Here is a 21,962-nt window from a genome sequence, read left to right on the forward strand (position 1 = left end):
ATGCTTGTCACGGGAGGAATCATAGTATGAAGCCACATTCATTAAGGTATACCCTCATCTTCGCAGTCCTGGCTGTCCTCACCTTGCTTGGAGGCGGAATATGGTTTCTGTCAGGGCATAGCCCTGCCGTATGGACTGCCTCTGTTCCAAAAGAGGCCAAGTCCCCCGCCATTATCCCCCGGCAGCAGCCCGTGCAGTCCGATCTCTCAGATACGATCTACACATCGGAGACAGAGGCTTTAAGCCAGCGCGTGGTTGAATATCACATGGATGTGGAGCTCCTGCCGGGTGCGGAGACCCTGGTCGCCTCCGAGACGCTGACCTGGACCCATCCGGGCGCAAAGCCGGTCCAGGAGCTCTACTTTCATCTGTATCCCAATGCATTCTCATCCGCCGGCACTACCTTCATGAAGGAGTCCGGGGGCACGCTTCGCGGTGACACCATGCCTGCAGGGGGTTACGGGAGCATTACCCTGACAGATTTGCGGACCTCCGAGGGCATTTCGCTGATGCAGCGCACCCAATATGTGCAGCCGGATGACGGCAATGTCAATGACAGAACACTGCTCAAGGTCCATCTGCCGCAGCCGGTGAACGGCGGTGAGAGCGTTACAGTAAGGCTTAAATTCGAGGTCAAGCTGCCTAAAATTTTTGCCCGGATGGGAACCGCTGACGACTTCGTGATGGCCGGCCAGTGGTTTCCGAAGCTTAGCGTCTATGAGCCTGCCGGCAGAAGAGGACTCAAGGAAGAAGGCTGGAACCTGCATCAATACCACGGCAACTCCGAGTTCTACAGTGATTTTGGAATTTACAATGTATCGATTTCTGTCCCGCCCGAGTATAAGGTCGCCGCAACCGGGTTTCCGGTGAGAGACGCCAAGGTGGTGAAGGGGCGCAAGATCTATCAGTTCTATGCAGATGACGTCCACGACTTCGCCTGGGCGGCATCGCCTGATTTCGTGGTTGCCGAGAAGGCCTTCTCCGCGCCGCAGGTGCCCGGGGTGAAGATTAAGCTCTATCTGGACCCGCTGCATAAGCATCTCCAGGAGCGTTACTTCCAGGCGGCTGAGGCTGCACTGATGGCATTCAGCAAGTGGTACGGCCCTTATCCCTACTCCACCTTATCGATTGTTGTCCCGCCGGAGTCCGGCAACGGGGCCGGAGGAATGGAGTATCCGACCCTGATTACCGCATTCGGCGCCACGGACACTTCACCGGGCACCTCCCTGGAGCGCACGATCATCCACGAGATCGGGCACCAATATTTCTACGGCCTGGTGGCTAGCAATGAATTCGAAGAAGCCTGGCTGGATGAGAGCTTCACCTCTTATGCCGAAGACCGGCTGATGGAACAGGAATACGGTGTGGTCTCAAGCCTCCCGCTGCAGTCCAGCCTGGTCTCCTCTTCACAGCCGCTTAAGCTGGAGACCTGGAAATACACCGGTGATGACGCCTACACTCGCAATGTATACATCCGGGGCAAGCTGGTGCTGAAGGATATCGAACGCATCGCCGGGACCAAGAATATGGATGCCATCCTCGCCGCCTATGCCCGCAAATACCGCTTCCAGCATCCGTCCACCGCCGACTTCCAGAAGGTTGTGGAGAAAGTGACCAAGCAATCCTGGCAGACTTATTTTGAGCGGTATGTCTATAGCGGGGGTGCACCCGACTTCGCAGTCGACGATATCAGGCTCACCGTCAGACAGGACAACAGTGACGGCGGGGGGAGCCGCTACAGCGCTGTGGTTGATGTAAGCAATAAGGGCAGCCTGTACCCCGATGTTCCCGTGAAATTCACCTTCGCAGACGGGTACACAGTGCAGCAATACTGGAATGGCGAGGGTAAGGCTACTTCCTTTGAGTTAGCGTATAAAGCGCCGCTGGTCTCCGCAGAGATCGATCCGGGGCATTCCATTCTGCTGGAGAGCAGGCATCTTAATAATTTCAGAATGGCGGAGCTTGAGCCTCGTACACTCTCCCGCTGGACGCTTAGTGCATCAACTCTGCTTGAAACCCTGCTCGGAACTCTTGTCTGGTGAGGTGAAGGAATGGTGAAAAGTTCAATTGCCCGCGGTTGGATCAGCATGAAAGAGCAATTCTATATATTGATTCTGCTATTTATCTACCGGCTGTTCTGGGGATATTTCCTGTACAAATTCATTAAAAGCGCGGTTGTCCCCGTCCTGCTCCGCTACCCGGATGCGAATGCCGGCGGCAGCGGAATAGGCAGGCTGCTGTATTATATCGAGGGGCAGACCGCGCTGCACACCGACCCCGCCGTCCAGCACTGGCTGTGGATGCTGCTTGCGCTGACAGTGCTAAGGCTGCTGGTGACTCCCTTTATCCGTGCAGGGCTGCTGCACGAGCTTCACCAGGAGCGCGACGGAGCGCGGGGACTGTTCTTTTTTCCCGGAATGAGAAAATATGGGCTGCCGGTGCTGGTGTTCAGCCTCATCGAATGGGCGCTAACCCTCCTGCCGCTCTATTGGCTGCTTCCGCGTATGTACCGTCATCTGCTCAGCGGTGTTCTCGATGTCCAGCTTCTGCTGAAGCTGGTGCCTTATGTGCTGGGCTGGCTGCTCTATCTCTTCCTTGTCCGCAAGCTTCTGCTCTATATGCAATTCGGCTATACCGCCGGTACCGGCATGTTCTCCTCACTGCTGATCTGCCTGAAGATGCTGCTGCCTTCGATCGGTATATCCATCGTTCTGGGGGCGGGAAGCCTGGCCGTAATTCTGCTCTGCAGCGCCTCTGCTCTGTTCTATCCCGGATTGCCGGCCCTTATGCTCCGCCAGGCAGCTCCGCTGCCCTCCACGCTGTTCGATATGTGGGGAATCGCTGCCCAGTACCACCTTTGGTCCAGTAAATCATTTCCACAATAATAAGCTGCTGAAGCGGCATACTAAAGAGAGTCACAGCCCCTTATCAGGGAGCAGGACTCTTTTTTGCTTGAACGGAGGACAAAAGCATTTGCAAAAGGGGAAATCCTCTGATACAATGATGGCTGTACCAGTAGTAACAAAGTTGTAATCTTTCAAGCAAAATATTCCGTAACTCTTGCAATTTAAGCAATACCGATAAGTCACTGTTCTGGTGCATAAAACGCCGAATTCCCTGCACCGGGAAGTGGGGGAACCATATTTTGGGTGAATTGATCTCGCTTTAGAGGGGTCATAGGGGAACCTTCTACCGAATCCTTAAGCTAACCTCGCAGGCCCTGGAAGGAGTACATCTTTTGATTAGTCAGAATTTCAAGAAAAAATGCACCGCAGCAGCGCTGGGTCTTGTGATGGTATTCACACTCGGAGCGGGCAGTGCCTTCGCAGATTCCAAAATGGATACTGTGATTTCAAAAACCATTGGAACGTCGTATAAAACCGGGGGCACAACCACCAGCGGCTTCGACTGTTCCGGATTTACCAAGTATGTGTTCAAGAATGTCGGGCTTACCTTGCCCCGTACCTCCAAAGCACAGTTCAAAGTTGGAACAAGTGTATCCAAGAGCAATCTGCGTTCCGGTGATCTCGTGTTCTTCAATACCCTGGGTAACGGAGTGTCCCATGTCGGTATTTATGTTGGAAACGGGAAGTTCGCACAGTCCTCAAGTTCACGTGGTGTAACCATCAGTTCGATGAGCCAGTCCTACTGGGCCAACCGCTACGTTGGCGCCAAACGAGTAATGAGCACAACAGCCTACCAAGCTGTCGCTTACGATTGACCCCTTGAAGCATACCCCGAATATTTCAGCCTCTAACAACTAAATGTAACTTATACGAGCTCGGGATGATTATTGCCGTAATCATTTCCGGGTTTTTCCTTTTCCTTATTCTACCTTTTACACCGAATTCGCAGCCTTGAAACAGCATTTTTTTGCAAAAACAAAGAAATAATCATATAAATTAACCCCTGCGCATAGATATGAGTCTTTGGAAAGGGCTATAACTCTAAAAAACAGCAAAAAAGATGCATTAATATGTTATAAGTGATTGCCAAGCGCCGAAGTCTTTGTTACAATTATCGCAGTGAGTTTTTAGTAACATTTTTGTAATTATTGAATCGATTTTAACAAAGGTTTTGTCATGTATTGAATGAACCGCTAATCCTAATCAACAGTCGTGCCGAGTTCCCTAATGAATTAGGGAAACGGGGGAACCACTTTGGGTGAATTGACCTCCTATTCTAAGAGGGGTCATAGGGGACCTTCAACCGAACCCTTAAGCTAACCTCGTAGGCATTGGAAGGGGTATTTACTTTTGAAGAAGAAGCTAGCAGCCGCAGTACTAAGCTTGTCCATTATCTTCACCATCGGAGCAGGAAGCGCTTTCGCGGATTCCAAAATGGATAAAGTGATCGACAAAGCCATCGGAACCAAATACGTGTCCGGCGGTACATCAACTAACGGGTTTGATTGCTCCGGATTTACAATGTATGTTTTTGATAAGATCGGCATTAACCTGCCCCATCAATCCGGCTCCCAGTATCAGATGGGCTCTGCCGTGTCCCGTGACGAGATGAGACCGGGCGATCTTGTATTCTTCAATACAAGCGGTAAGGGCATATCCCATGTAGGTATTTATGTTGGTGACGGCGAATTCGCCCATGCCTCTTCCTCACGTGGTGTAACCATCAGTTCGCTGAGTGACAGCTATTACGTCAACCGCTACGTTGGCGCCAAGCGAATCATGAGTACAGATGCCTACAAGACTGTAGCTTCGGATTCCCAAGACAACGATGATGTACAATAATCCTTTGTAACCTAACGCTCTTTTCCGAGATTTTTGCCGAAATCTTGGAGAAGGGCTTTTTTTGTCTATAAAATTACTTACCCCTCTCTATATTTGTAAAACACTGATTCTGCGCTTTCGGAAAATATATTTTGGCGTTTGTCAAGTTTCTGGATTTCCGCACGGAAATTGCGTCGAAACTCGCTGTTTTTGTATATAATTATATTGAATTTATTTCCCCTGGAAGGAGGCCTCGCCTAATGATTAGCTCCCCGCTAACCTTTTACGTGGTGCCTATGGAGCCGCAGCATGCCGCTGAGATCTGTGAGTGGAGCTACAAGCCGCCGTATAATATTTACGGCTGGATGTCCTGGGAGCAGATGCAGGCGCTGGGCGTGGAGTTCGGAGACCCGCAGCTGCGAAGTAGGCAATATGTATCGGTTGTGAATGGAGAGGGGGATCTGTGCGGCTTCGCCCAGCTCTTTCCGATGGAGGGGGTAGTCCGGCTTGGTGTCGGAATGCGGCCCGAGCTGTGCGGCCATGGAATGGGGCATCTGTTCATGAAGGCTATTGTGCAGGCAGCACGGTCGCGTTACCCGGAATGTGAGATCGACCTGGAGGTGCTGACCTGGAACCAGCGCGCCATCCGCGCCTACCAGAAATGCGGGTTCACCATAACGGATACCTATGAACGCCGCACTCCGACCGGTAATAAGCCTTTTTATTGCATGGTCTATGAGGAATAGCACCGGAGACAAGAGAGTTTTGCAAAAAATGGATCATTTGTGTTCATTTTTTTGACACACATACTATGATAACGCTTCACCATCCGCTATAATGGAGACAGCAGCTTACATGGAGGGACGGATGCAGATGCAGAAATGGATCATGAGCGGTTTGTTTTTTGCCGCCTGTGCCTTTGCAGTAATCTTAATGTTTACCCTACCCGGTAAATCCGAGGTGGCGGAGCAGAACAAGCCGACCATGCCGGAGGTTGTGCTGGACGCTGCGGGCGCAGAAGCCACAGTGAAGGCCAATTGTATCTCCTGCCACGGAGACCAGCTTCAGGGCGGGGCGGGACCCAGCCTGCAGCAGGAAGGCGCTTCGCATGACGCAGCTCAGATCTTCAGCATAGTCACCAAGGGCCGCGGACAGATGCCTCCCTTCAAAGACAGGCTGGCCCCTGAAGAGATTGCGAATGTAGCCCTATGGCTGGCCGAGAAGAAATAATCCGCAACCTGTACTCACACCATGCTCCTCATTTTAAATGTATAATGCCCGTGACGAGGATAACGAACGATCCTTGCACGGGCATTTCTATTAATTAGATATTCCTGTTGTCTCCATAGGGGCCTTGTCCTCTAGCGGGTCTTCTCGAATGCCTCATTAAATTCATGCGCCTGGCGGAGATCAAGCTTCTCCACATCTGCAGCCAGCCGCAGAACAACCGTCTTGTAATCAATGGTGATATGCGGGTGATGGTCAAAGGCCTCCGAAATTGTCGCTACCTCATCCACAAAGGCAATTCCCTTCATATATTCACTGAACATATATTTGCGCACCAGCCTATCCCTCTCCAGCTTCCAGCCCTCAAGCTTGCCGATCTGCTCCTGCAGTTGTTCCTCAGTTAATTGCAATTCGTTTCCTCCCTTGCTAAGTTAACGGTTCCTTCAGCCTGCTCTTCTCCTTCAAATAAAACATCCCTCAGCTTCTGAAAGTCCAAGGGATGTGCCAGGCCAAAGATTTTTGATTAAATGTATTCTGACATCCCGGCAATTAGTACTCCACTTCCAATTTTAACATGGCCGGATGCCCGGGACAAACCCGCTGCCGCATTTTTCCCCTGCTTTATACAAGAACGACCGAAGCCAGATCCTCATCGCCCAGCAGAATATTAATGCGGTGTGTTTCTTTATCGTACATCACAACTCCGCTGCCCACCTGAATGACCGGCTCGTTGCCCAGTGCGTAGAACAGGTCTTCCGCAAGCGCCTCCCAGACCTCCTGCCTCGATTCCTCCGGCAGATTCGTCCACTCTTCAGGCTCCATTTCAAAAAAAATGTACCCGTCTGTAATCCGTCCAACGGCTCCTGTCAGTTCAACCAGAATTTCACCGTAATCCCTGCCATGCTTAACTCCCACATCAATCACTCCGTTTTCTTCGCTGATGAATAATAACCTACCTTATCTATTATAGCCGAAAAAATCACTTCACAAAAAAGGGAATGATGTCGATAAAGAAGAATATACGTGATTTGGTTACGAACAGAGTGTTCTCCCGCGGTTCAAGGACGAATTACGCGGTTAGTCGATCACTTCTTAATTCTCATGGACGAGGTGCATAAATGGAAATCTCAACAATTCTAGGCCTGGTGTTTGGTCTGATCGCAGTAATCTGGGGGATGATACTCAAGCATGCTCCACTTGCAAGCTTGAACAACCCCGCTGCCTATGTCATTATTTTTCTTGGCACGGCTGCCTCCATCTTCATGGCCTTTCCGATGTCGGAAGTCAAGAATTTCCCTAAGCTGTTGAAGATCCTGTTTACGAAGAAAAAGATGGTCGGTAAGCCCGAACTGATTACCATGTTCATGGAATGGGCATCCATTACCCGCCGCGAAGGGCTGCTGGCTCTGGAGTCCAATGTCGATGAAATTGAAGATAATTTCCTCCGAAACGGCATGCGGATGATTATTGACGGCAATGATCAGGAGTTCGTCCGTGATGTATTAATGGAAGATATTCATGCCACTGAAGACAGACATAAAGCCGGAGCCTTGATCTTCTCCCAAGCCGGGATGTATGCCCCTACACTAGGGGTACTCGGGGCTGTTATCGGGCTGATTGCCGCCTTGGGTGATATGAGTAATATGGACGTCCTGGCCCACGCGATTGCCGGTGCCTTCATTGCAACCCTGCTCGGGATATTCACCGGTTATGTCATGTGGCACCCTATGGCCAACAAGCTGAAGCGGATATCCAAACGCGAGATTGAAGTCCGCCTGATGATGGTGGAGGGTCTGCTCTCCATCCAGTCCGGGGTGTCTACCATAGCTATTAACCAGAAGCTGTCCGTCTTCCTGACTCCGTCCGAGCGTGCCAAGCTGAGCGAGAAGGAGGGGGCTTCCAGTGAGCAAAAAGACTAGGCATGAGGAACATGAAGAGCACGCCGATGAATCCTGGCTGCTTCCCTATTCCGACCTGATGACCTTGCTGGTTGCTCTGTTCCTTGTTATGTACGCCATGAGCGCTACGGACGCCGTGAAGTTCCAGCAAATGGCTGAAGCCTTCAATTCAGCGCTCAGCGGCGGCGGCGGCGTCCTGGAGTACCGGTCGGATTCTCCGACCAGCACCCAGCTGGACCAGGGCAAGCAGGATAAAATGAACAGCGTGATCTCCAAGAACACCGGCACCTCCGATCTGTCCAAGCTCCGTGCCAAGGAGCAGGAGGATCTGGAGAAGCTGAAGAAGCAGTTCGACCAGTACATCAAGAACAACGGAATGACTGACTTGCTTAGCACCAAGCTGAATCAGTCCCAGCTGATGATCACGATTAGCGACAATGCCCTCTTCGCTTCGGGACAGGCTGTAGTGAAAGATGAATCCCGCCAGTTGGCCAAGTCGATCTCAACTATGCTGCAGCAATTCCCTGATTATGAAGTATTGGTGCAGGGGCATACCGATAATGTTCCGATCTCCAACAGCACGTACTCCTCGAACTGGGATCTTAGTGTAGATCGTGCCCTTGAGTTCATGAAGATTCTGCTGCTGAATCCCAACCTGGACCCGACGAAGTTCAGCCCGACCGGCTCTGGCGAATATCATCCCATCGCTAGCAATGCTACGGCTGCCGGGCGGGCCAAGAACCGCCGGGTAGAAGTATCCATCCTGCGTAAATATAAGGACGCTGCTGCGGAGACAACGGATGTCTCTAATGTAACAGCTCCCTGATAGTAAGGAAACAAATAAGAGCTGCTTCGAACGGCCCTACCAGGGGTCTATCGGAGCAGCTCTTATTATAGGTATGGGCATTATAATCTTATTGCAGCTGATAGTTCAGCATAGCCCCCAGCTCTTGCTTCTCTTCCTGGGACAGCTCCCGCCATTCTCCAGTCTTCAGTGCGCCAAGGCGGATATTCATTACCCGGATGCGCTGCAGCCGCCGGACTTCATAACCGAAGGCACTGCACATGCGGCGGATTTGCCGGTTCTTGCCCTCAGTCAGAACGATACGGAATACCCGCTCACTAATACGCGTAATTTCACAGGGAAGTGTCTTACTGCCCAGAATTTTCACGCCGGTGGACATACCGGTCAGAAAAGAAGGCGTGACGGGCCGATCTACAGTGACCACATATTCCTTCTCATGCTTGCCTTCTGCGCGTAAAATTTTGTTAACAATGTCACCGTCATTGGTCAGCAGAATCAATCCCTCTGAATCCTTGTCGAGCCGCCCGATCGGGAAAATCCGCTCCTCATGCCCTATGAAATCGACAATATTGCCTTGAATATGCGCTTCTGTAGTAGAGGTAATGCCAACCGGCTTATGAAGCGCGATATACACGATCCTGCTGCCCGTCTGAAGCGGCTGTCCGTCAATCAGGACAATATCTCCGGCCTCGGCTTGGCTGCCCAGCATAGCGGGCTCCCCGTTGATGGTGACCCGCCCTCCCTCGACCAGCTTGTCTGCTTCACGGCGTGAACAATAGCCTGTCTCACTGATGAATTTATTGATTCTCATGTTCGTCTTCACTCCGTTCTATATTCATAACGGCCGGCGGTACTGGCTCCTTCGCTTCAGGCAGCTTGATAATTACCTGTGCCCCCCGGCCATACTCGCTTCTAATCTCCAGGCTGCCCTTATGAGCCTGAATGATCCGCTGGCTGACCATCAAGCCGAGACCGGTTCCGGACTCTTTGTTCGTAAAGAACGGCTCTCCCAGCTTGGGCAGCATATCCTCAGGGACGCCTCCGCCCTCATCCGTGATCACAACAACCACAGAATCATCCTGCTCCTGCTGCTCCACGGTAATCGTTCCCCCGTCCGGCATCGCTTCGATCGCATTTTTGATTACATTGATAAATACCTGCTTCAGCTGATTCTCCTCACAGTGCACCATGGCGGGTACTCCCGAGAAATGTGTGGTGAATTCAATGCCGAACAGGTGGGCCTGACTGTCCAGCAGGGAGATGACATCGCCGACAATATGCCGCAGATCCCTTTGCTGGAAATGAACAGCCTGCGGCTTCGCCAGAATCAGGAACTCACTGACAATCATATTGATCCGGTCCAGCTCCGAGAGCATCAGATCAATATGCAGCGGAACGAGAACCTTCTTCTCCTGCTGAAGCTGCAGGAAGCCCCGCAAGGTGGTCAAGGGATTACGGATCTCATGGGCAACGCCTGCGGCAAGCTGGCCGACTGTAGTCAGCTTCTCCGAGCGTCTGAGCAGCTCCTCGATCCGGTTGCGCTCGGTCATGTCACGGGATACATGGACAACCGACTGCGGCTGGCCCTCTTCATCCCGGATAACCGAGCTGCTGACGCTGACCTCTACCAGGGAACCGTCACGCTTCAGCCTGACGGTCTCCACAGGCGGCAGAGATGCCCCGTCCTTAAGCTGCTGCAATCGTATACTCTCCTGCTGCTGCACAGTGGCCGGAACCAGATAAGGCGGCTTGACCAGAGCATCCGCAGCGCCCCATCCATAGAGATCCTCGAACGCTCTGTTCGTACTGATGATCCGCCCTTCCATATCCACCGTGTGGATGGCATCCGAAGTGCCGTTAATGACCGACTCCAGATGCTCCTTAACCGCACGGTTCTCCTCCAGTGTCTGCCCCAGCCGGTTCGTGTGCTGCAGCAGATGTGAGGTCATCGCATTGATGCGCTGGGCCAGCTGTCCAAGCTCATCGCGGCTGGATACATTAAGCGGGGGCTCGAACTTGCCCTTGGCCACATCATTGACCTTAGCCAGTATATCCTGAATCGGGCGTGTAACAACACCGGCCAGGACATAACTCGCCAAGAGAAAGATAATAAGCAGCAGTACCGAGGTGGTGATATTATTGAACAGCTGCTCGCGGATGACTGAGGAGATCGCCTGGTAGTCCATGACTACACTGATCACATAATCCGCCGCTCCCGGCCGCTCAATCGGAATGAAGCTTTTGAGCACTCTTTTACCCAATGCCTTCGTATCCAGCGTTACCGGCTCGCCCTTGTTCAATGCTTCACGGATTGCCGCCTTGTCCTCTGCAATATTGCCGTAGGAATAGGTTCCGTACTGAATAGGGCGGTTCCGCAGCTTCGTGTTCTTGGGATCTGTACCATCAGGCAGCATGCTTGAGGCCCCGAAGGTCTTCGGATTGATTCCCGTAATCTCCAGAATTCCGGGATTTACAGCTTTGGATTCCTGGATGATCTCATCGGGACTCATAATTTTGACATAATCGCTTACCGCTGTGCTCCGGACGAACGGATCTATGATATAATTGCGGGCCCCGTCATAATAATAGCCCCATTTATCAATATACTCCGGATTGGAGGTTGAATATTCAAACGGCCCGGACCAGAAATTCTCCAGGGATTGCCCCTGATCGACAGATACCCGCTGGCCTGCAAACAGCTCCAGAAAAGCCACATACCAAAAACCCATGCCTCTGGTCGAAAGTCCAATCTCTGCAGGATCTGAAGATTTGGCTACGATAATATCATCCGCAGTCTTCACCAGCAGCGAGATATTCGACACCCCCAGCTTGGTGGATAGCGCCTTCAATTGTTGATTGGTAATATTCCTGATATCCGGGTCCAGCTCATAGGACGCCAGAATGGCGGTCAAGCGCAGGTTCTGGGCAATTTTATCCTGCACGTAATTCGAGCTGTAGCCGCTCTGCTCCACCGATACTGCAACCTGCTTCGCAGTGATCTTCATGTTGCTTACACTCTCATTCCGCAGATTATTCCGGGCAGCATAAAGATTGAGCGAAAGATTAAGCATCAAGATTAAGAGCACCGAGCCAAATATAATCGCTGATAATTTCGTTTTTATGGACAAGCGTATTGTTCACCTCTTATCCGCTGGTAAATCCTAGCGGGCATTCAACATAATCATACCTTTTGCCCTCCCATTTGAAAAGGCCTTTCCCCACAGCCGGGTGCTGGCAGATATTGAATTATCGGGGCAGTTTCACTACAATAGGTAAGAAACCATCCACAGGTTATGCACATATAAACATTTTGCCAAATCGCGATGTGCACAAATTTGTGTATAAGTCGGTCGTTATCCACAGAGTTGTCCACAATTTGTTAAGAACGAATATTTGTTCGTTGTACAATGGGCATAGAAGAAGGGAAGATGCATTTGAATACCAGGCTTGAAGAACTGCCGGCGGAGGAGCGGGCCATTCATGAACATTGGATGACAGAAGCGATAGGAGAAGCCCGCAAGGCCGAGGCCTTGGGCGAAGTGCCGATTGGTGCCGTGGTCGTCCACGAAGGCCAAATTATAGGCCGCGGGTATAATCTGCGTGAGACGACGCTTGACTCCACTGCCCATGCGGAGATGGTAGCGATCCGGGAAGCCAGTACAGCCCTGGGCTCCTGGCGTTTGCTCGATTGCCAGCTCTATGTTACCCTGGAGCCTTGTCCTATGTGTGCAGGAGCGATGGTGCAGTCCAGGGTGCCGCTCACCGTGTATGGCACTCCAGACCCCAAGGCCGGCTGTGCAGGGACCTTGATGAACCTGCTGGAGGAATCTCGCTTTAATCACCGTACAGAGGTCATCCAGGGCGTGCTGCAGGAGGAATGCGCGGAGCTTCTGACCTCCTTCTTCCGCAAGCTGCGGAAGCGGCCTGCGAAGCTCTAGAACGCCCATTAACACTTATATTATGCTCATAAGGAGAATGCCAGATGTCGTACAAGCTGTATAACAACGCACAGGGGATCTATCTCTCGCTGCTGGAGCTTACGGATGCTGAGGAGCTGCTTAGCCTCCGTCTGCGTAACCGCATCGCTCACCAGCAATTCGAACCGCTGCGCAGTGAAGACTACTTCACCCTGGAGAGCCAGCGGCAGCTGATTACCCAGCGTATTCTGGATGCGCAGCAGGACAGCGCGTATATGTTCGGGATTTATCTGCTCAGCGGGGAGCTGATCGGCCAGATTACGATCTCCAATGTAGTGCGGGGAGTCGGACAATTCTGCGATATCGGCTATCTGATCGATCATGAGCAGCAGGGGCAAGGCTATACCAGTGCCGCCGTACACCTGATCCTCGGGTATGCCTTCCGCTCTCTGGGGCTTCACCGGGTACAGGCTGCCATCCTGCCCCATAATACCGGTTCACGCAGAGTGCTGGAGAAGAACGGCTTCCAGGCCGAAGGACTCGCGCGCCGCTTCATCCGGATCAACGGCGAATGGCAGGATCACCGCACCTACGCCATTCTGGCTGAGGAATTCCTGCCAGAGGGACAGGAATCCCCTTAACCTTCATATGTCCACACAAAAACCCGTATGAGCGCAATTTGCTCATACGGGTTTTTGGCGTGCGGAACTATGGTATTAATAAGTACCCGTACCCATGCCTCCGAATTGCTGCTGCAGCTCTTCCAGAGTAATGACATCATCGCCTTGCGGAATGCCAATCTTGAAGGTCTGCTTCTCATTGATCTTACTGTATTGGTTGCTTGCATTCATAGATAAGGTAACGTTCTCACCCTTGTCAGGATCATTAACCTTGATGTCCATGAGCATATCCTGGTATACCGGATAGTCATCTTTATTAACCGCAGTGTTCAGGTGGAACTGGTTAATGGTAAGATATTTATTCAGATCAGCCAGGCTCTTATCAAACTCGGCACGTGCTTCGCTGGATTGCAGCTCTTCCTTGGCTTTGGCCAGATCAGCGGAGTCAACCTGCAGCAGATCTTTATATTCATCCTTACTCAAAATATCCATGATCTTAGGCAATGCGTTGTTCACGAGGATCGTAAGCGCCTCTTTGACATTATCATTGGTTACCTGGAACTGAACCACCTGCTTGGCATCTACGCCTTCAGGCAGGCCGGCATCCTTAGGTTTGATATTGTTGAAGTATTTCGCTTCATCGTACTCGCCCAGCAGCGTATTCATCACTTCATTCGACAGCTTCTGCACTTTCTGTGCATCCATCTGCGCAGGATTGAATTCTGTTCCCTGCTCTTCGGCCAGCTTCTTCAGATCCACCTCTACGAATTTATTGACAATCGTCTCAGGAATCGGCAGGAACGGAATCGAAGGCACTTTGACGTACAGCTTCTGTCCGGACATAACCATCGGAACCGTGAAGGACATAGCCATATCCCCCTTCAGATTCAGAACCGTTGTAAGCTCTGTCTGCATCGGCTCAGCCTGATAGACTCCATCAATCGTAAGCTCTGCATTCTTAAGCATGCTTAGAATCTGACCCGTCGAAGCGTCAGCCTCATTAGTACCGGTGTCTATCGTCAGATCGTTAATGACCACCTTACTCTTCATTTCGTAAGATGTCATAGCTGTAGCTTTGGCCGCAGCTGAAGTCAGAGCCTCCTTCGGCTCCTCTTTCTTTGCACATCCCGGCAGAATTACTGCAGCAGTTAACAGTAACGCGGCAGCGGATAACCCCCACTTTTTGTTCATTATTTTTCTCCTCTCCCATGTAAAAAGTTTCTTTCCCCTCCCTAATGATAAACCATTTGGCAATTATGAGAAACATTTCTCTTCATTTTCATTGTTAAATGTGTTTAACCCTGCGGATTATTATGGTCCACATGGTTGGCCTGCTTCACCTTTTTAGACCCGGATAACGGCGCCGGACCTGAAGAATGGTGCTCCTTGCGGGGCCCCTGGTTGTCCTGCTGTACGCCGGGTACAGGCATGCTCTTGGGTTTACTCACTTCGATTACCTCCTATGGATTAGTTAAGCCCTGAAGGGCCTGTGCGCACTCATGAATCTGTCTCGTATACTGCTGCGCCAAAAGCTGAACAGCATCCAGTTGCTCATCCGCGTGTACCCCGGCCTGTTCGGCGTCAAGCAAATCTACAGCAACCTCGCGGCTATCCACATAGGTGCAGCGGAAATCCAGAGAATACCCCTGCCGTCCCGCTGCATTGAAATGGATGAGCAGACTGTTCTGGTTCGCCGCATCTCCCTGCACACTGAAGCTATCCCCACTCTCCATCAGTTCCGGCAGCCGCTCCTGCCAGGCAGACACCAGACTCTGCTGATCTACTTGCAATTGTCGGTCCATCTTTATTATCAGCCTCCTTCTCTAATACATTGCGGAGAAAGACGGCTTTTTATTCCCGTTGGAACCGCTTCTGTGAAAAAGAGGCCTTGGCAAGTGGAAACGGCATTGCCGTCCTTTTAAAGGACGGTACCGTTTTGGCGAGAAATAGAAGGATAATTTATAGCGTGAAAAATATAAATTCTTATATTTCAAACAAAAAAACCGTCCTCCTGAGAGAACGGCTTCTATCTGCACTTATTTAGATGTAAAGGAATGGCGGAGAGGATGGGATTCGAACCCATGTGGGCTTGCACCCTAACGGTTTTCAAGACCGCCCCGTTATGACCGCTTCGGTACCTCTCCAATGCACTGAAATTTCACATGCATTAGGAATTATACCACGCCCCACAAATAATATGCAACTATTATTATTGAGCTGTTTTTGCAGAAATGGATTTCACATTACGCATATACGGCTGCAGGCATTCCGGAATCAGCACACTTCCGTCCTCCTGCTGGTAATTCTCCAGAATAGCTGCTACCGTACGCCCTACAGCCAGCGCAGAGCCATTCAGCGTATGCACGAATTCAGGCTTCGCCTTCGGCTCCTTGCGGTAACGGATATTGGCCCGGCGCGCCTGGAAGTCCTCGGTATTGGAGCATGAGGAGATCTCGCGGTACATGCCGCTCTCAGGCAGCCACACCTCAAGGTCATACGTCTTGGCAGAGGTGAAGCCCATATCTGCCGTACAGAGCAGCAGGACGCGGTAGGGCAGTCCCAGAAGCTGCAGGACGCGCTCAGCATCGGCTGTCATCTTCTCCAGCTCCTCATAGGAGCTCTCCGGGCTGGCCAGCTTCACCAATTCCACCTTGTTGAACTGATGCTGACGGATTAGACCACGGGTATCGCGTCCCGCAGAACCGGCTTCCGAGCGGAAGCAAGAGCTATAGGCCACATGATACTTCGGCAGATCGCCAGCTGTCATAATCTCTTCACGGTAATAGTTCGTCACAGGCACTTCCGCCGTAGGAATCAGATAATACTCTGTATCCCGCAGCTTGAACAGATCCTCTTCGAATTTCGGCAGCTGTCCCGTTCCATAGAGGCTGTCCTTATTAACAATATAAGGCGGCAGCATCTCTTCATATTTATGTTCCCCGCTGTGCAGGTCCATCATGAAATTGATCAGGGCACGTTCCAATCTGGCACCCAGTCCTTTATAGAAGACAAACCGGGAACCCGTAACCTTCGCCGCTGCCTCAAAATCAATGATATCCAGCTGCTGCGCCAGCTCCCAGTGGGATTTCGGAGTGAAACCAAGCTCTGTAGGCTCTGACCAGCGGCGCACTTCGACATTGTCTGCCTCGGAGGTACCTACCGGCACCGATTCATGCGGAATATTCGGGATGCTCATCGTCAGCTCGTCAATTTTGACCTCAAGCTCACGCACCTCATCATCTAATTCCTTAATCCGGTCAGATACCGTACGCATTTCTGCGATCAGATCATCAGCCGGTTCCTTGTTCTTCTTCTTCTTGGCTACGTCTCCGGATACAGTGTTCCGGCGGTTCTTGAGCCCTTCTGTCTCCTGAAGCAGCTCACGGCGGCGCTGATCCAGAGCCGGGAAGCCGGCAATCAAATCCAGCGACTTTCCTCTTTTATTCAGTGCCTCTTCTACTCTTGCATAATCGCTGCGCAATACTTTAACATCTAACACAAAGTTTCCCTCCTGAAAACAGCCCAAACTCTTTCAAAATGCTGTTTTGTTTGCAGCTTTGAAAGAGTCAAAGTGTCCTTATATGCGGTTCTATAGATTGGCTGCAATACGGTCCTCTACCATGTCGGCAAAATATTGATGCAGCCTGTAATCATCAGTCAATTCCGGGTGAAACGAGCAGGCCAGCAGATTCCCCTGGCGCGCGGTTACAATCTCATCCTTATAGAGCGTAAGCACCTCAACATCAGGACCTACCTCTTCAATAAGCGGAGCGCGGATAAATACCGCCCGCACAGGCTCAGCAATCCCCTTAACCTCGAGATCACATTCAAAGCTTTCCCGCTGGCGGCCAAAGGCATTCCTGGCCACGGTAATATCCATCAGCTCCAGATGACCGGCCTCGTCTCCGGCAATCCGCTTCGCCAGCACGATCATCCCGGCGCATGTGCCGAAAATAGGCTTCCCTTGACCCGCGAACTCACGAACAGCCTCAATAAAGCCATATTTGCGCATCAATTTGCCAATCGTCGTACTCTCACCGCCGGGAATGATCAGACCATCTACCCCGTCTAACTCCTCTACACGCTTAATAGGCAGGCCCTGCGCGCCGGTCTTCTCAATACTGACAATATGCTCTGTAACAGCGCCTTGAAGCGCTAACACTCCAATTCTCATCCGGAAGCCTTCTCTCTATTATCGGCCGCGTTCCGACATGCGTTCAGCCGGGGACAACGTGGCGATATCAATCCCCTTCATCGGAGCGCCCAGATTCTTGGATACTTCAGCAATCAGCTTGTAGTCCGTGAAGTGGGTTGTCGCTTCGACGATGGCACGGGCGAACTTCTCAGGATTGTCCGATTTGAAAATCCCGGAGCCGACAAACACCCCATCAGCACCCAGATGCATCATGAGCGCGGCATCGGCAGGCGTAGCTACACCACCGGCAGCGAAATTAACGACAGGCAGCTTGCCCAGCTCGTGAACCTCCAGCAGCAGCTCATACGGAACACCCAGCGTCTTAGCTTCATGATATAGCTCATCAAGCGAGAGGCCGGTCACCTTGCGGATCTGGCTGTTGATATGGCGCATATGGCGGACAGCTTCCACGATGTTGCCGGTTCCCGGCTCACCCTTGGTGCGGATCATGGAGGCCCCTTCGCTAATCCGGCGCAGTGCTTCTCCAAGATCCTTGGCTCCGCATACAAAAGGAACCGTGAATTCGCGTTTGTTGATATGGAACACTTCATCGGCAGGAGTTAGCACTTCACTCTCATCGAGATAGTCTACACCCAGAGATTCGAGAACCTTGGCTTCCACATAGTGACCGATCCGCGCTTTGGCCATTACAGGGATACTCACTACCTTGATAACCTCTTCTACAATAGTAGGATCAGCCATACGTGCGACACCACCCGCTGCGCGGATATCGGAAGGTACACGCTCCAGGGCCATAACAGCAACTGCGCCCGCGGCCTCAGCAATTTTCGCCTGTTCTGCATTCATGACGTCCATAATGACGCCGCCTTTTTGCATTTCTGCCATGCCTCTTTTGACTCGCGAAGTTCCTGTTTCCATATCTACGCCTCCCGTTAGATCTAACCTAATCTAACATGTTATTTTACCGCAAGGCTGTAATATATACAACCTATTTACTGGGATTTTGTCGTGAAGCTAGTACCTATGCACCTGTTAAGGTTAGAACAGATTTTTAATTCCTTTGAACAGATCACCGAAAAAATCACCGATGGCTCTCAGCAGCAGCTTGAACCAGCCCGCCTTCTCCGCTTCCTCGGCAGTAATCAGGTTCACCGTCTTCTCTTGCGTCTGATTCATTCCTTCAATTTTATAGGAGTACGTGACCTTACCTACCTTGCTGGCTCCGGCAATTGGTGCGACCAGCGTAGCCGGATCATTCGTGACCACAGTGGTCTTGATCTGCGGCGATACAGTACCCTTAGGGACCATGAATGTTACACCAGCATCCGTTACTACGGATACCTCTTTATTCTTGCCCTTCAGCACAGGCACAGTCTCAGTGCCGTCAATCACGGCCTTAGGCGCAACTACCTGCTTAATCTCGAAATTATTGAAGCCAAAATCCAGCACCTTCTTCGTTTCGGTGAAACGGTGGGCCTCAGAGTCCGCTCCCATAACTACGCTGATTAGACGCATGCCGTCACGCACCGCAGTACCCGTGAAGCAGTTACCGGCGTTAGTGGTATGTCCTGTCTTCAGTCCGTCCAGGCCCGGATAAGCGTATGCCTTGAAATTGGGGATATTCTTGTTGGCTTCCAGCATCCAGTTGTAGTTAATCATCGGCTTCGAATCACGCTCGCGGAATTTATACGATTGAATTGTCGTAAAATCTGTAAACTCCGGATGATCGGTGACAATATATTTGGCCAGAATCGCTGCATCCATCGCAGACATTACCGTCTCACGGTCCTCTTCAGGCCGGTATTTAGCAGGCATGTCCTTCCGGTCCAGACCGGTGGAATTAATGAAATAAGCCGTCTTCATGCCCATCTTCTGTGCGGTCTCATTCATCTGGGTCACAAACTGCTGCTCCGAGCCAGCTACCAGTTCAGCCAAAGCAACTGTAGCATCATTGGCAGAGCCTACCGCCATCGCTATGTAGAGTTCTTTAACCGTATGTTCATCGCCCGCTGCCAGAAAAATCCGAGACCCGATCTGCTTGGACGCATTCTCCTGTATAATGACCTTTTGATCCCAGGAAATCTTGCCGCTATTCACCGCTTCAGTTACAAGGTATTCTGTCATCATCTTCGTCATACTCGCCGGAGGCATAGGCTGATCCGCATTAAGCGAGAGCAGAACCTCACCCGTTGTAGGCTCAATCAATACTGCCGATTTCAGCTTCAGTCCGAGAGACTCCACGGTTGGGATTTTGGCTACTGCTGTCTTGGCAGGGGTAGCCGCCGCTTTGGTTCCCGCCTCGGTTGTAGCCGGTTTATTTACTGCCTCCGCCATTGCAGAAGCCGCAGGAAATGCCAACATATTTAAAAGCAGACCTACTGTCGCTGTCTTAATCACAATTTGCTTACTGCTTAGTTTTCGCTTGGCCTTCAATGATTAACTCTCCTTTAATCCTCAAATCAGTGCTTGTTCTATTCTAACACAGGGGTATCTGCAAAAAAAGACAGGCAGGACTAAATTAGTCCTGCCTGTCAACAAAATAGGCGATTCTTCCCGGCTTATAGAGAATAGTTCGGAGCTTCCTTGGTGATCTGTACATCATGAGGATGACTCTCACGCAGGCCTGCTCCAGTGATACGGATGAACGAGGTATCATTGCGCAGCTCTTCTAATGTCTTCGTTCCGCAATAGCCCATACCGGAACGCAGTCCGCCAATCAATTGATGAACCGTGTCAGACAATGGCCCTTTAAAAGCGACTCGGCCCTCAATGCCTTCCGGTACCAGCTTCTTATCATCATCCTGGAAGTAACGGTCTTTACTGCCCTGCTTCATGGCGCTCATGCTGCCCATGCCGCGGTATACCTTGTATTTACGTCCCTGGTAGATTTCCGACTCTCCCGGGCTCTCTTCCGTACCGGCGAACAGGCTTCCCATCATGACTGCAGCAGCACCGGCAGCGATGGCCTTGGTAATCTCTCCAGAGTACTTAATTCCTCCGTCTGCAATCACCGGAATGCCGTATTCACGGGCTACTGTCGCACAATCGTAGATCGCGGTAACCTGCGGAACACCTATACCGGCAATTACGCGGGTAGTACAGATAGAGCCTGGACCAATACCCACCTTGATTACGGAGGCTCCTGCTTCAATCAATTCCCGGGTAGCTTCGCCTGTAGCCACATTACCGGCTACGATGGTTAGGTCAGGATAAGTCTCGCGCAGCTTACGCACTGCATCGATAATATTGATGTGATGGCCATGTGCGGAATCCACGGTAATCAGGTCCACGCCGGCTTTTACCAGTGCTTCAGTCCGTTCCAGCGTGTCCTTGGAAATCCCGATTGCCGCTCCAACCAGCAGACGTCCGTGAGCATCCTTGGCACCGTTGGGGAACTGGATAGCTTTCTCTATATCTTTAATAGTAATGAGACCTTTGAGAATATTATGCTCGTCTACCAGTGGCAGCTTCTCAATCTTGTGGCGCTGCAGAATGCCTTTCGCTTCCTGAAGAGTGGTTCCTACAGCAGCTGTAACGAGATTCTCATGAGTCATCACTTCTTTGATCTGAATATTGAAATCATGGATGAAACGCAAGTCGCGGTTCGTCAGAATACCGACAAGCTTGCCCTCTTCATTTACGATAGGCACACCCGAAATGCGGTATTTGCCCATCAGAACTTCAGCATCGGATACCCAGTGGTCCGGCGTAAGTGAGAATGGATTGGTAATAACCCCGCTCTCTGAGCGCTTCACACGGTCCACCTCTTCTGCCTGCTGCTCCACGGACATATTCTTATGAATGATGCCGATCCCGCCCTCACGGGCGATAGCAATCGCCATAGCGGCTTCTGTGACTGTGTCCATACCTGCACTCATCAAAGGGATATTCAGCTTCACATTCTTGCTGAGTACAGTGGTTAAGTCCACTTCCTTAGGCAATACCTCGGATTTACGCGGAACCAGCAGCACATCATCAAAAGTGAATCCCTCTTTACCAAACTTATCTTCCCACACCTGGGTCATTCCTCCTCTAAATTCTTTTCTCTACCCGCCCGCCAACTTATGAATAAAGAAACTCCTGCGTCAAGTCCATACCCGATAGACAACAGTAGAGGCCTGGGAGTTATACATAATTGTGTCTTCTGTTAAGGTTTGAGAGGCTTGTCCAAAAATATATTATTGTCCATCTTAGCAAAGGGCATTTGGCCTGTCAAGAATATTACACCGCTCTGTGAAGGGATTAGGCAATCCGCCCTCCGGTAAGCGAATTCTTGGACTAAAGTCCGTCTCCAGTGGACAATAGAACAAATTTCGGCTGCACCACCGGATATACAAAAAGACCACTGTTGATTTCTCAACAGTGGTCATGTGTGCTTGGCAACGTCCTACTCTCCCAGGACCCTTCGGTCCAAGTACCATCGGCGCTGGAGGGCTTAACGGTCGTGTTCGGGATGGGTACGTGTGGAACCCCTCCGCTATCGCCACCAAACGTGATTTTTCGAAGCCTACGCTTCTCGAAATCGCTACAGAAAATATCAAACCATCGGTTTAACATCCTGCCAGGCTTGATCGCCTGAAAACTGAATCCGAAACGAATCTGCGAATTATTT

Annotated in this window: 22 protein-coding genes, 1 tRNA gene, 1 rRNA gene and 2 riboswitches; of the genes, 10 read left to right on the forward strand and 14 right to left on the reverse strand. The window is 51.2% G+C overall.

What is annotated here, in order from left to right; genetic code table 11:
- Window positions 1-26 precede the first annotated feature (26 nt).
- The 6 genes from NST26_RS33815 to NST26_RS33840 all read left to right on the forward strand — a co-directional run bounded on the left by NST26_RS33815 (window position 27) and on the right by NST26_RS33840 (window position 5,957).
- On the forward strand, window positions 27-2,042 hold the full coding sequence (locus tag NST26_RS33815) for a M1 family aminopeptidase (protein ID WP_340980908.1): 2,016 nt from the start codon (window positions 27-29) through the stop codon (window positions 2,040-2,042).
- A gap of 9 nt (window positions 2,043-2,051) precedes the next feature.
- The gene (locus NST26_RS33820) at window positions 2,052-2,885 is read left to right on the forward strand and encodes a hypothetical protein (protein WP_340980909.1); all 834 of its coding nucleotides are present in this window, start codon (window positions 2,052-2,054) and stop codon (window positions 2,883-2,885) included.
- A gap of 211 nt (window positions 2,886-3,096) precedes the next feature.
- A riboswitch (cyclic di-AMP (ydaO/yuaA leader) is annotated at window positions 3,097-3,235 on the forward strand.
- A gap of 57 nt (window positions 3,236-3,292) precedes the next feature.
- Window positions 3,293-3,721, forward strand: coding sequence for a C40 family peptidase (locus tag NST26_RS33825; RefSeq protein ID WP_051477954.1), 429 nt, complete (start codon window positions 3,293-3,295; stop codon window positions 3,719-3,721).
- 388 nt (window positions 3,722-4,109) lie between these two features.
- A riboswitch (cyclic di-AMP (ydaO/yuaA leader) is annotated at window positions 4,110-4,252 on the forward strand.
- A 4-nt stretch (window positions 4,253-4,256) separates the two neighbouring features.
- Window positions 4,257-4,748 carry a C40 family peptidase gene (locus NST26_RS33830; RefSeq protein WP_209879512.1) on the forward strand — a complete coding sequence of 164 codons (492 nt, stop codon included), beginning with the start codon at window positions 4,257-4,259 and terminating at the stop codon, window positions 4,746-4,748.
- A gap of 239 nt (window positions 4,749-4,987) precedes the next feature.
- The gene (locus tag NST26_RS33835) at window positions 4,988-5,473 is read left to right on the forward strand and encodes a GNAT family N-acetyltransferase (protein WP_036724425.1); all 486 of its coding nucleotides are present in this window, start codon (window positions 4,988-4,990) and stop codon (window positions 5,471-5,473) included.
- A gap of 127 nt (window positions 5,474-5,600) precedes the next feature.
- On the forward strand, window positions 5,601-5,957 hold the full coding sequence (locus NST26_RS33840) for a c-type cytochrome (protein WP_036724468.1): 357 nt from the start codon (window positions 5,601-5,603) through the stop codon (window positions 5,955-5,957).
- A gap of 131 nt (window positions 5,958-6,088) precedes the next feature.
- Here the strand turns inward: NST26_RS33840 and NST26_RS33845 are convergent, their stop codons facing one another.
- Both NST26_RS33845 and NST26_RS33850 read right to left on the reverse strand, forming a co-directional pair.
- Window positions 6,089-6,364, reverse strand: coding sequence for a 4a-hydroxytetrahydrobiopterin dehydratase (locus tag NST26_RS33845; RefSeq protein ID WP_036724424.1), 276 nt, complete (start codon window positions 6,362-6,364; stop codon window positions 6,089-6,091).
- 211 nt (window positions 6,365-6,575) lie between these two features.
- On the reverse strand, window positions 6,576-6,869 hold the full coding sequence (locus tag NST26_RS33850) for a hypothetical protein (RefSeq protein ID WP_339252729.1): 294 nt from the start codon (window positions 6,867-6,869) through the stop codon (window positions 6,576-6,578).
- Window positions 6,870-7,072: 203 nt separating this feature from the next.
- Here NST26_RS33850 and motA point away from each other — a divergent pair, with 203 nt between their 5' ends.
- Complete coding sequence (gene motA, locus NST26_RS33855; RefSeq protein ID WP_036724422.1) at window positions 7,073-7,873, forward strand: flagellar motor stator protein MotA; 801 nt, start codon at window positions 7,073-7,075, stop codon at window positions 7,871-7,873.
- Entirely contained in the window at window positions 7,857-8,678 is an 822-nt protein-coding gene (gene motB, locus NST26_RS33860) for a flagellar motor protein MotB (protein ID WP_339252727.1), read from the forward strand. Before motA ends, motB begins: the two co-directional genes overlap by 17 nt.
- An 88-nt stretch (window positions 8,679-8,766) precedes the next feature.
- On the opposite strand, the gene NST26_RS33865 is transcribed toward motB, so the two are convergent.
- Both NST26_RS33865 and NST26_RS33870 read right to left on the reverse strand, forming a co-directional pair.
- The gene (locus tag NST26_RS33865; protein WP_209879523.1) at window positions 8,767-9,468 is read right to left on the reverse strand and encodes a pseudouridine synthase; all 702 of its coding nucleotides are present in this window, start codon (window positions 9,466-9,468) and stop codon (window positions 8,767-8,769) included.
- Entirely contained in the window at window positions 9,455-11,728 is a 2,274-nt protein-coding gene (locus NST26_RS33870; protein ID WP_245368690.1) for an ATP-binding protein, read from the reverse strand. Before NST26_RS33870 ends, NST26_RS33865 begins: the two co-directional genes overlap by 14 nt.
- Before the next feature lie 363 nt (window positions 11,729-12,091).
- Here NST26_RS33870 and tadA point away from each other — a divergent pair, with 363 nt between their 5' ends.
- Together tadA and NST26_RS33880 are read left to right on the forward strand one after the other, a co-directional pair.
- The gene (gene tadA, locus NST26_RS33875) at window positions 12,092-12,595 is read left to right on the forward strand and encodes a tRNA adenosine(34) deaminase TadA (RefSeq protein WP_268748444.1); all 504 of its coding nucleotides are present in this window, start codon (window positions 12,092-12,094) and stop codon (window positions 12,593-12,595) included.
- Between the two features lie 44 nt (window positions 12,596-12,639).
- The gene (locus tag NST26_RS33880; RefSeq protein ID WP_340980914.1) at window positions 12,640-13,215 is read left to right on the forward strand and encodes a GNAT family N-acetyltransferase; all 576 of its coding nucleotides are present in this window, start codon (window positions 12,640-12,642) and stop codon (window positions 13,213-13,215) included.
- A 75-nt stretch (window positions 13,216-13,290) separates the two neighbouring features.
- Here NST26_RS33880 and NST26_RS33885 read toward each other — a convergent pair whose 3' ends face one another.
- From NST26_RS33885 to rrf, 10 genes are all read right to left on the reverse strand, one after another.
- Window positions 13,291-14,385: a DUF6612 family protein gene (locus tag NST26_RS33885; protein ID WP_036724413.1), complete on the reverse strand. Its 1,095-nt coding sequence runs from the start codon at window positions 14,383-14,385 to the stop codon at window positions 13,291-13,293.
- Window positions 14,386-14,489: 104 nt separating this feature from the next.
- Window positions 14,490-14,642: a small acid-soluble spore protein P gene (locus tag NST26_RS33890; RefSeq protein ID WP_036698929.1), complete on the reverse strand. Its 153-nt coding sequence runs from the start codon at window positions 14,640-14,642 to the stop codon at window positions 14,490-14,492.
- 12 nt (window positions 14,643-14,654) lie between these two features.
- Entirely contained in the window at window positions 14,655-14,996 is a 342-nt protein-coding gene (locus tag NST26_RS33895) for a hypothetical protein (RefSeq protein ID WP_036724411.1), read from the reverse strand.
- A 253-nt stretch (window positions 14,997-15,249) separates the two neighbouring features.
- Window positions 15,250-15,338 (reverse strand) — tRNA-Ser (locus NST26_RS33900).
- A 65-nt stretch (window positions 15,339-15,403) separates the two neighbouring features.
- Window positions 15,404-16,693 carry a serine--tRNA ligase gene (gene serS, locus NST26_RS33905; protein WP_340980916.1) on the reverse strand — a complete coding sequence of 430 codons (1,290 nt, stop codon included), beginning with the start codon at window positions 16,691-16,693 and terminating at the stop codon, window positions 15,404-15,406.
- Window positions 16,694-16,783: 90 nt separating this feature from the next.
- A complete protein-coding gene (gene pdxT, locus NST26_RS33910) occupies window positions 16,784-17,368 on the reverse strand; it encodes a pyridoxal 5'-phosphate synthase glutaminase subunit PdxT (RefSeq protein ID WP_036724408.1) in 585 nt (194 codons plus the stop codon).
- Between the two features lie 18 nt (window positions 17,369-17,386).
- Window positions 17,387-18,268 (reverse strand): pyridoxal 5'-phosphate synthase lyase subunit PdxS, encoded by an 882-nt coding sequence (pdxS, locus tag NST26_RS33915; RefSeq protein ID WP_036724406.1) that lies wholly within the window; start codon window positions 18,266-18,268, stop codon window positions 17,387-17,389.
- A 120-nt stretch (window positions 18,269-18,388) separates the two neighbouring features.
- Window positions 18,389-19,783: a D-alanyl-D-alanine carboxypeptidase family protein gene (locus NST26_RS33920; RefSeq protein ID WP_339312207.1), complete on the reverse strand. Its 1,395-nt coding sequence runs from the start codon at window positions 19,781-19,783 to the stop codon at window positions 18,389-18,391.
- Window positions 19,784-19,908: 125 nt separating this feature from the next.
- On the reverse strand, window positions 19,909-21,366 hold the full coding sequence (guaB, locus tag NST26_RS33925; RefSeq protein ID WP_209879538.1) for an IMP dehydrogenase: 1,458 nt from the start codon (window positions 21,364-21,366) through the stop codon (window positions 19,909-19,911).
- A 358-nt stretch (window positions 21,367-21,724) separates the two neighbouring features.
- Window positions 21,725-21,841, reverse strand: a 5S ribosomal RNA gene (rrf, locus tag NST26_RS33930).
- Window positions 21,842-21,962: the final 121 nt, after the last annotated feature.

The organism is Paenibacillus sp. FSL R7-0128 (genome assembly GCF_038002245.1).
Taxonomy (GTDB): domain Bacteria; phylum Bacillota; class Bacilli; order Paenibacillales; family Paenibacillaceae; genus Paenibacillus_AQ; species Paenibacillus_AQ silagei.

Coding starts and splice junctions, on each gene's coding strand:
- NST26_RS33880 (WP_340980914.1), top strand. CDS start 12,640: ATGTCGTACAAGCTGTATAACAACGCACAGGGGATCTATCTCTCGCTG.
- NST26_RS33885 (WP_036724413.1), bottom strand. CDS start 14,385: ATGAACAAAAAGTGGGGGTTATCCGCTGCCGCGTTACTGTTAACTGCT.
- NST26_RS33820 (WP_340980909.1), top strand. CDS start 2,052: ATGGTGAAAAGTTCAATTGCCCGCGGTTGGATCAGCATGAAAGAGCAA.
- motA (WP_036724422.1), top strand. CDS start 7,073: ATGGAAATCTCAACAATTCTAGGCCTGGTGTTTGGTCTGATCGCAGTA.
- NST26_RS33895 (WP_036724411.1), bottom strand. CDS start 14,996: ATGGACCGACAATTGCAAGTAGATCAGCAGAGTCTGGTGTCTGCCTGG.
- pdxT (WP_036724408.1), bottom strand. CDS start 17,368: ATGAGAATTGGAGTGTTAGCGCTTCAAGGCGCTGTTACAGAGCATATT.
- NST26_RS33865 (WP_209879523.1), bottom strand. CDS start 9,468: ATGAGAATCAATAAATTCATCAGTGAGACAGGCTATTGTTCACGCCGT.
- NST26_RS33870 (WP_245368690.1), bottom strand. CDS start 11,728: ATGCTTAATCTTTCGCTCAATCTTTATGCTGCCCGGAATAATCTGCGG.
- NST26_RS33825 (WP_051477954.1), top strand. CDS start 3,293: ATGGTATTCACACTCGGAGCGGGCAGTGCCTTCGCAGATTCCAAAATG.
- NST26_RS33835 (WP_036724425.1), top strand. CDS start 4,988: ATGATTAGCTCCCCGCTAACCTTTTACGTGGTGCCTATGGAGCCGCAG.
- pdxS (WP_036724406.1), bottom strand. CDS start 18,268: ATGGAAACAGGAACTTCGCGAGTCAAAAGAGGCATGGCAGAAATGCAA.
- NST26_RS33815 (WP_340980908.1), top strand. CDS start 27: ATGAAGCCACATTCATTAAGGTATACCCTCATCTTCGCAGTCCTGGCT.
- NST26_RS33840 (WP_036724468.1), top strand. CDS start 5,601: ATGCAGAAATGGATCATGAGCGGTTTGTTTTTTGCCGCCTGTGCCTTT.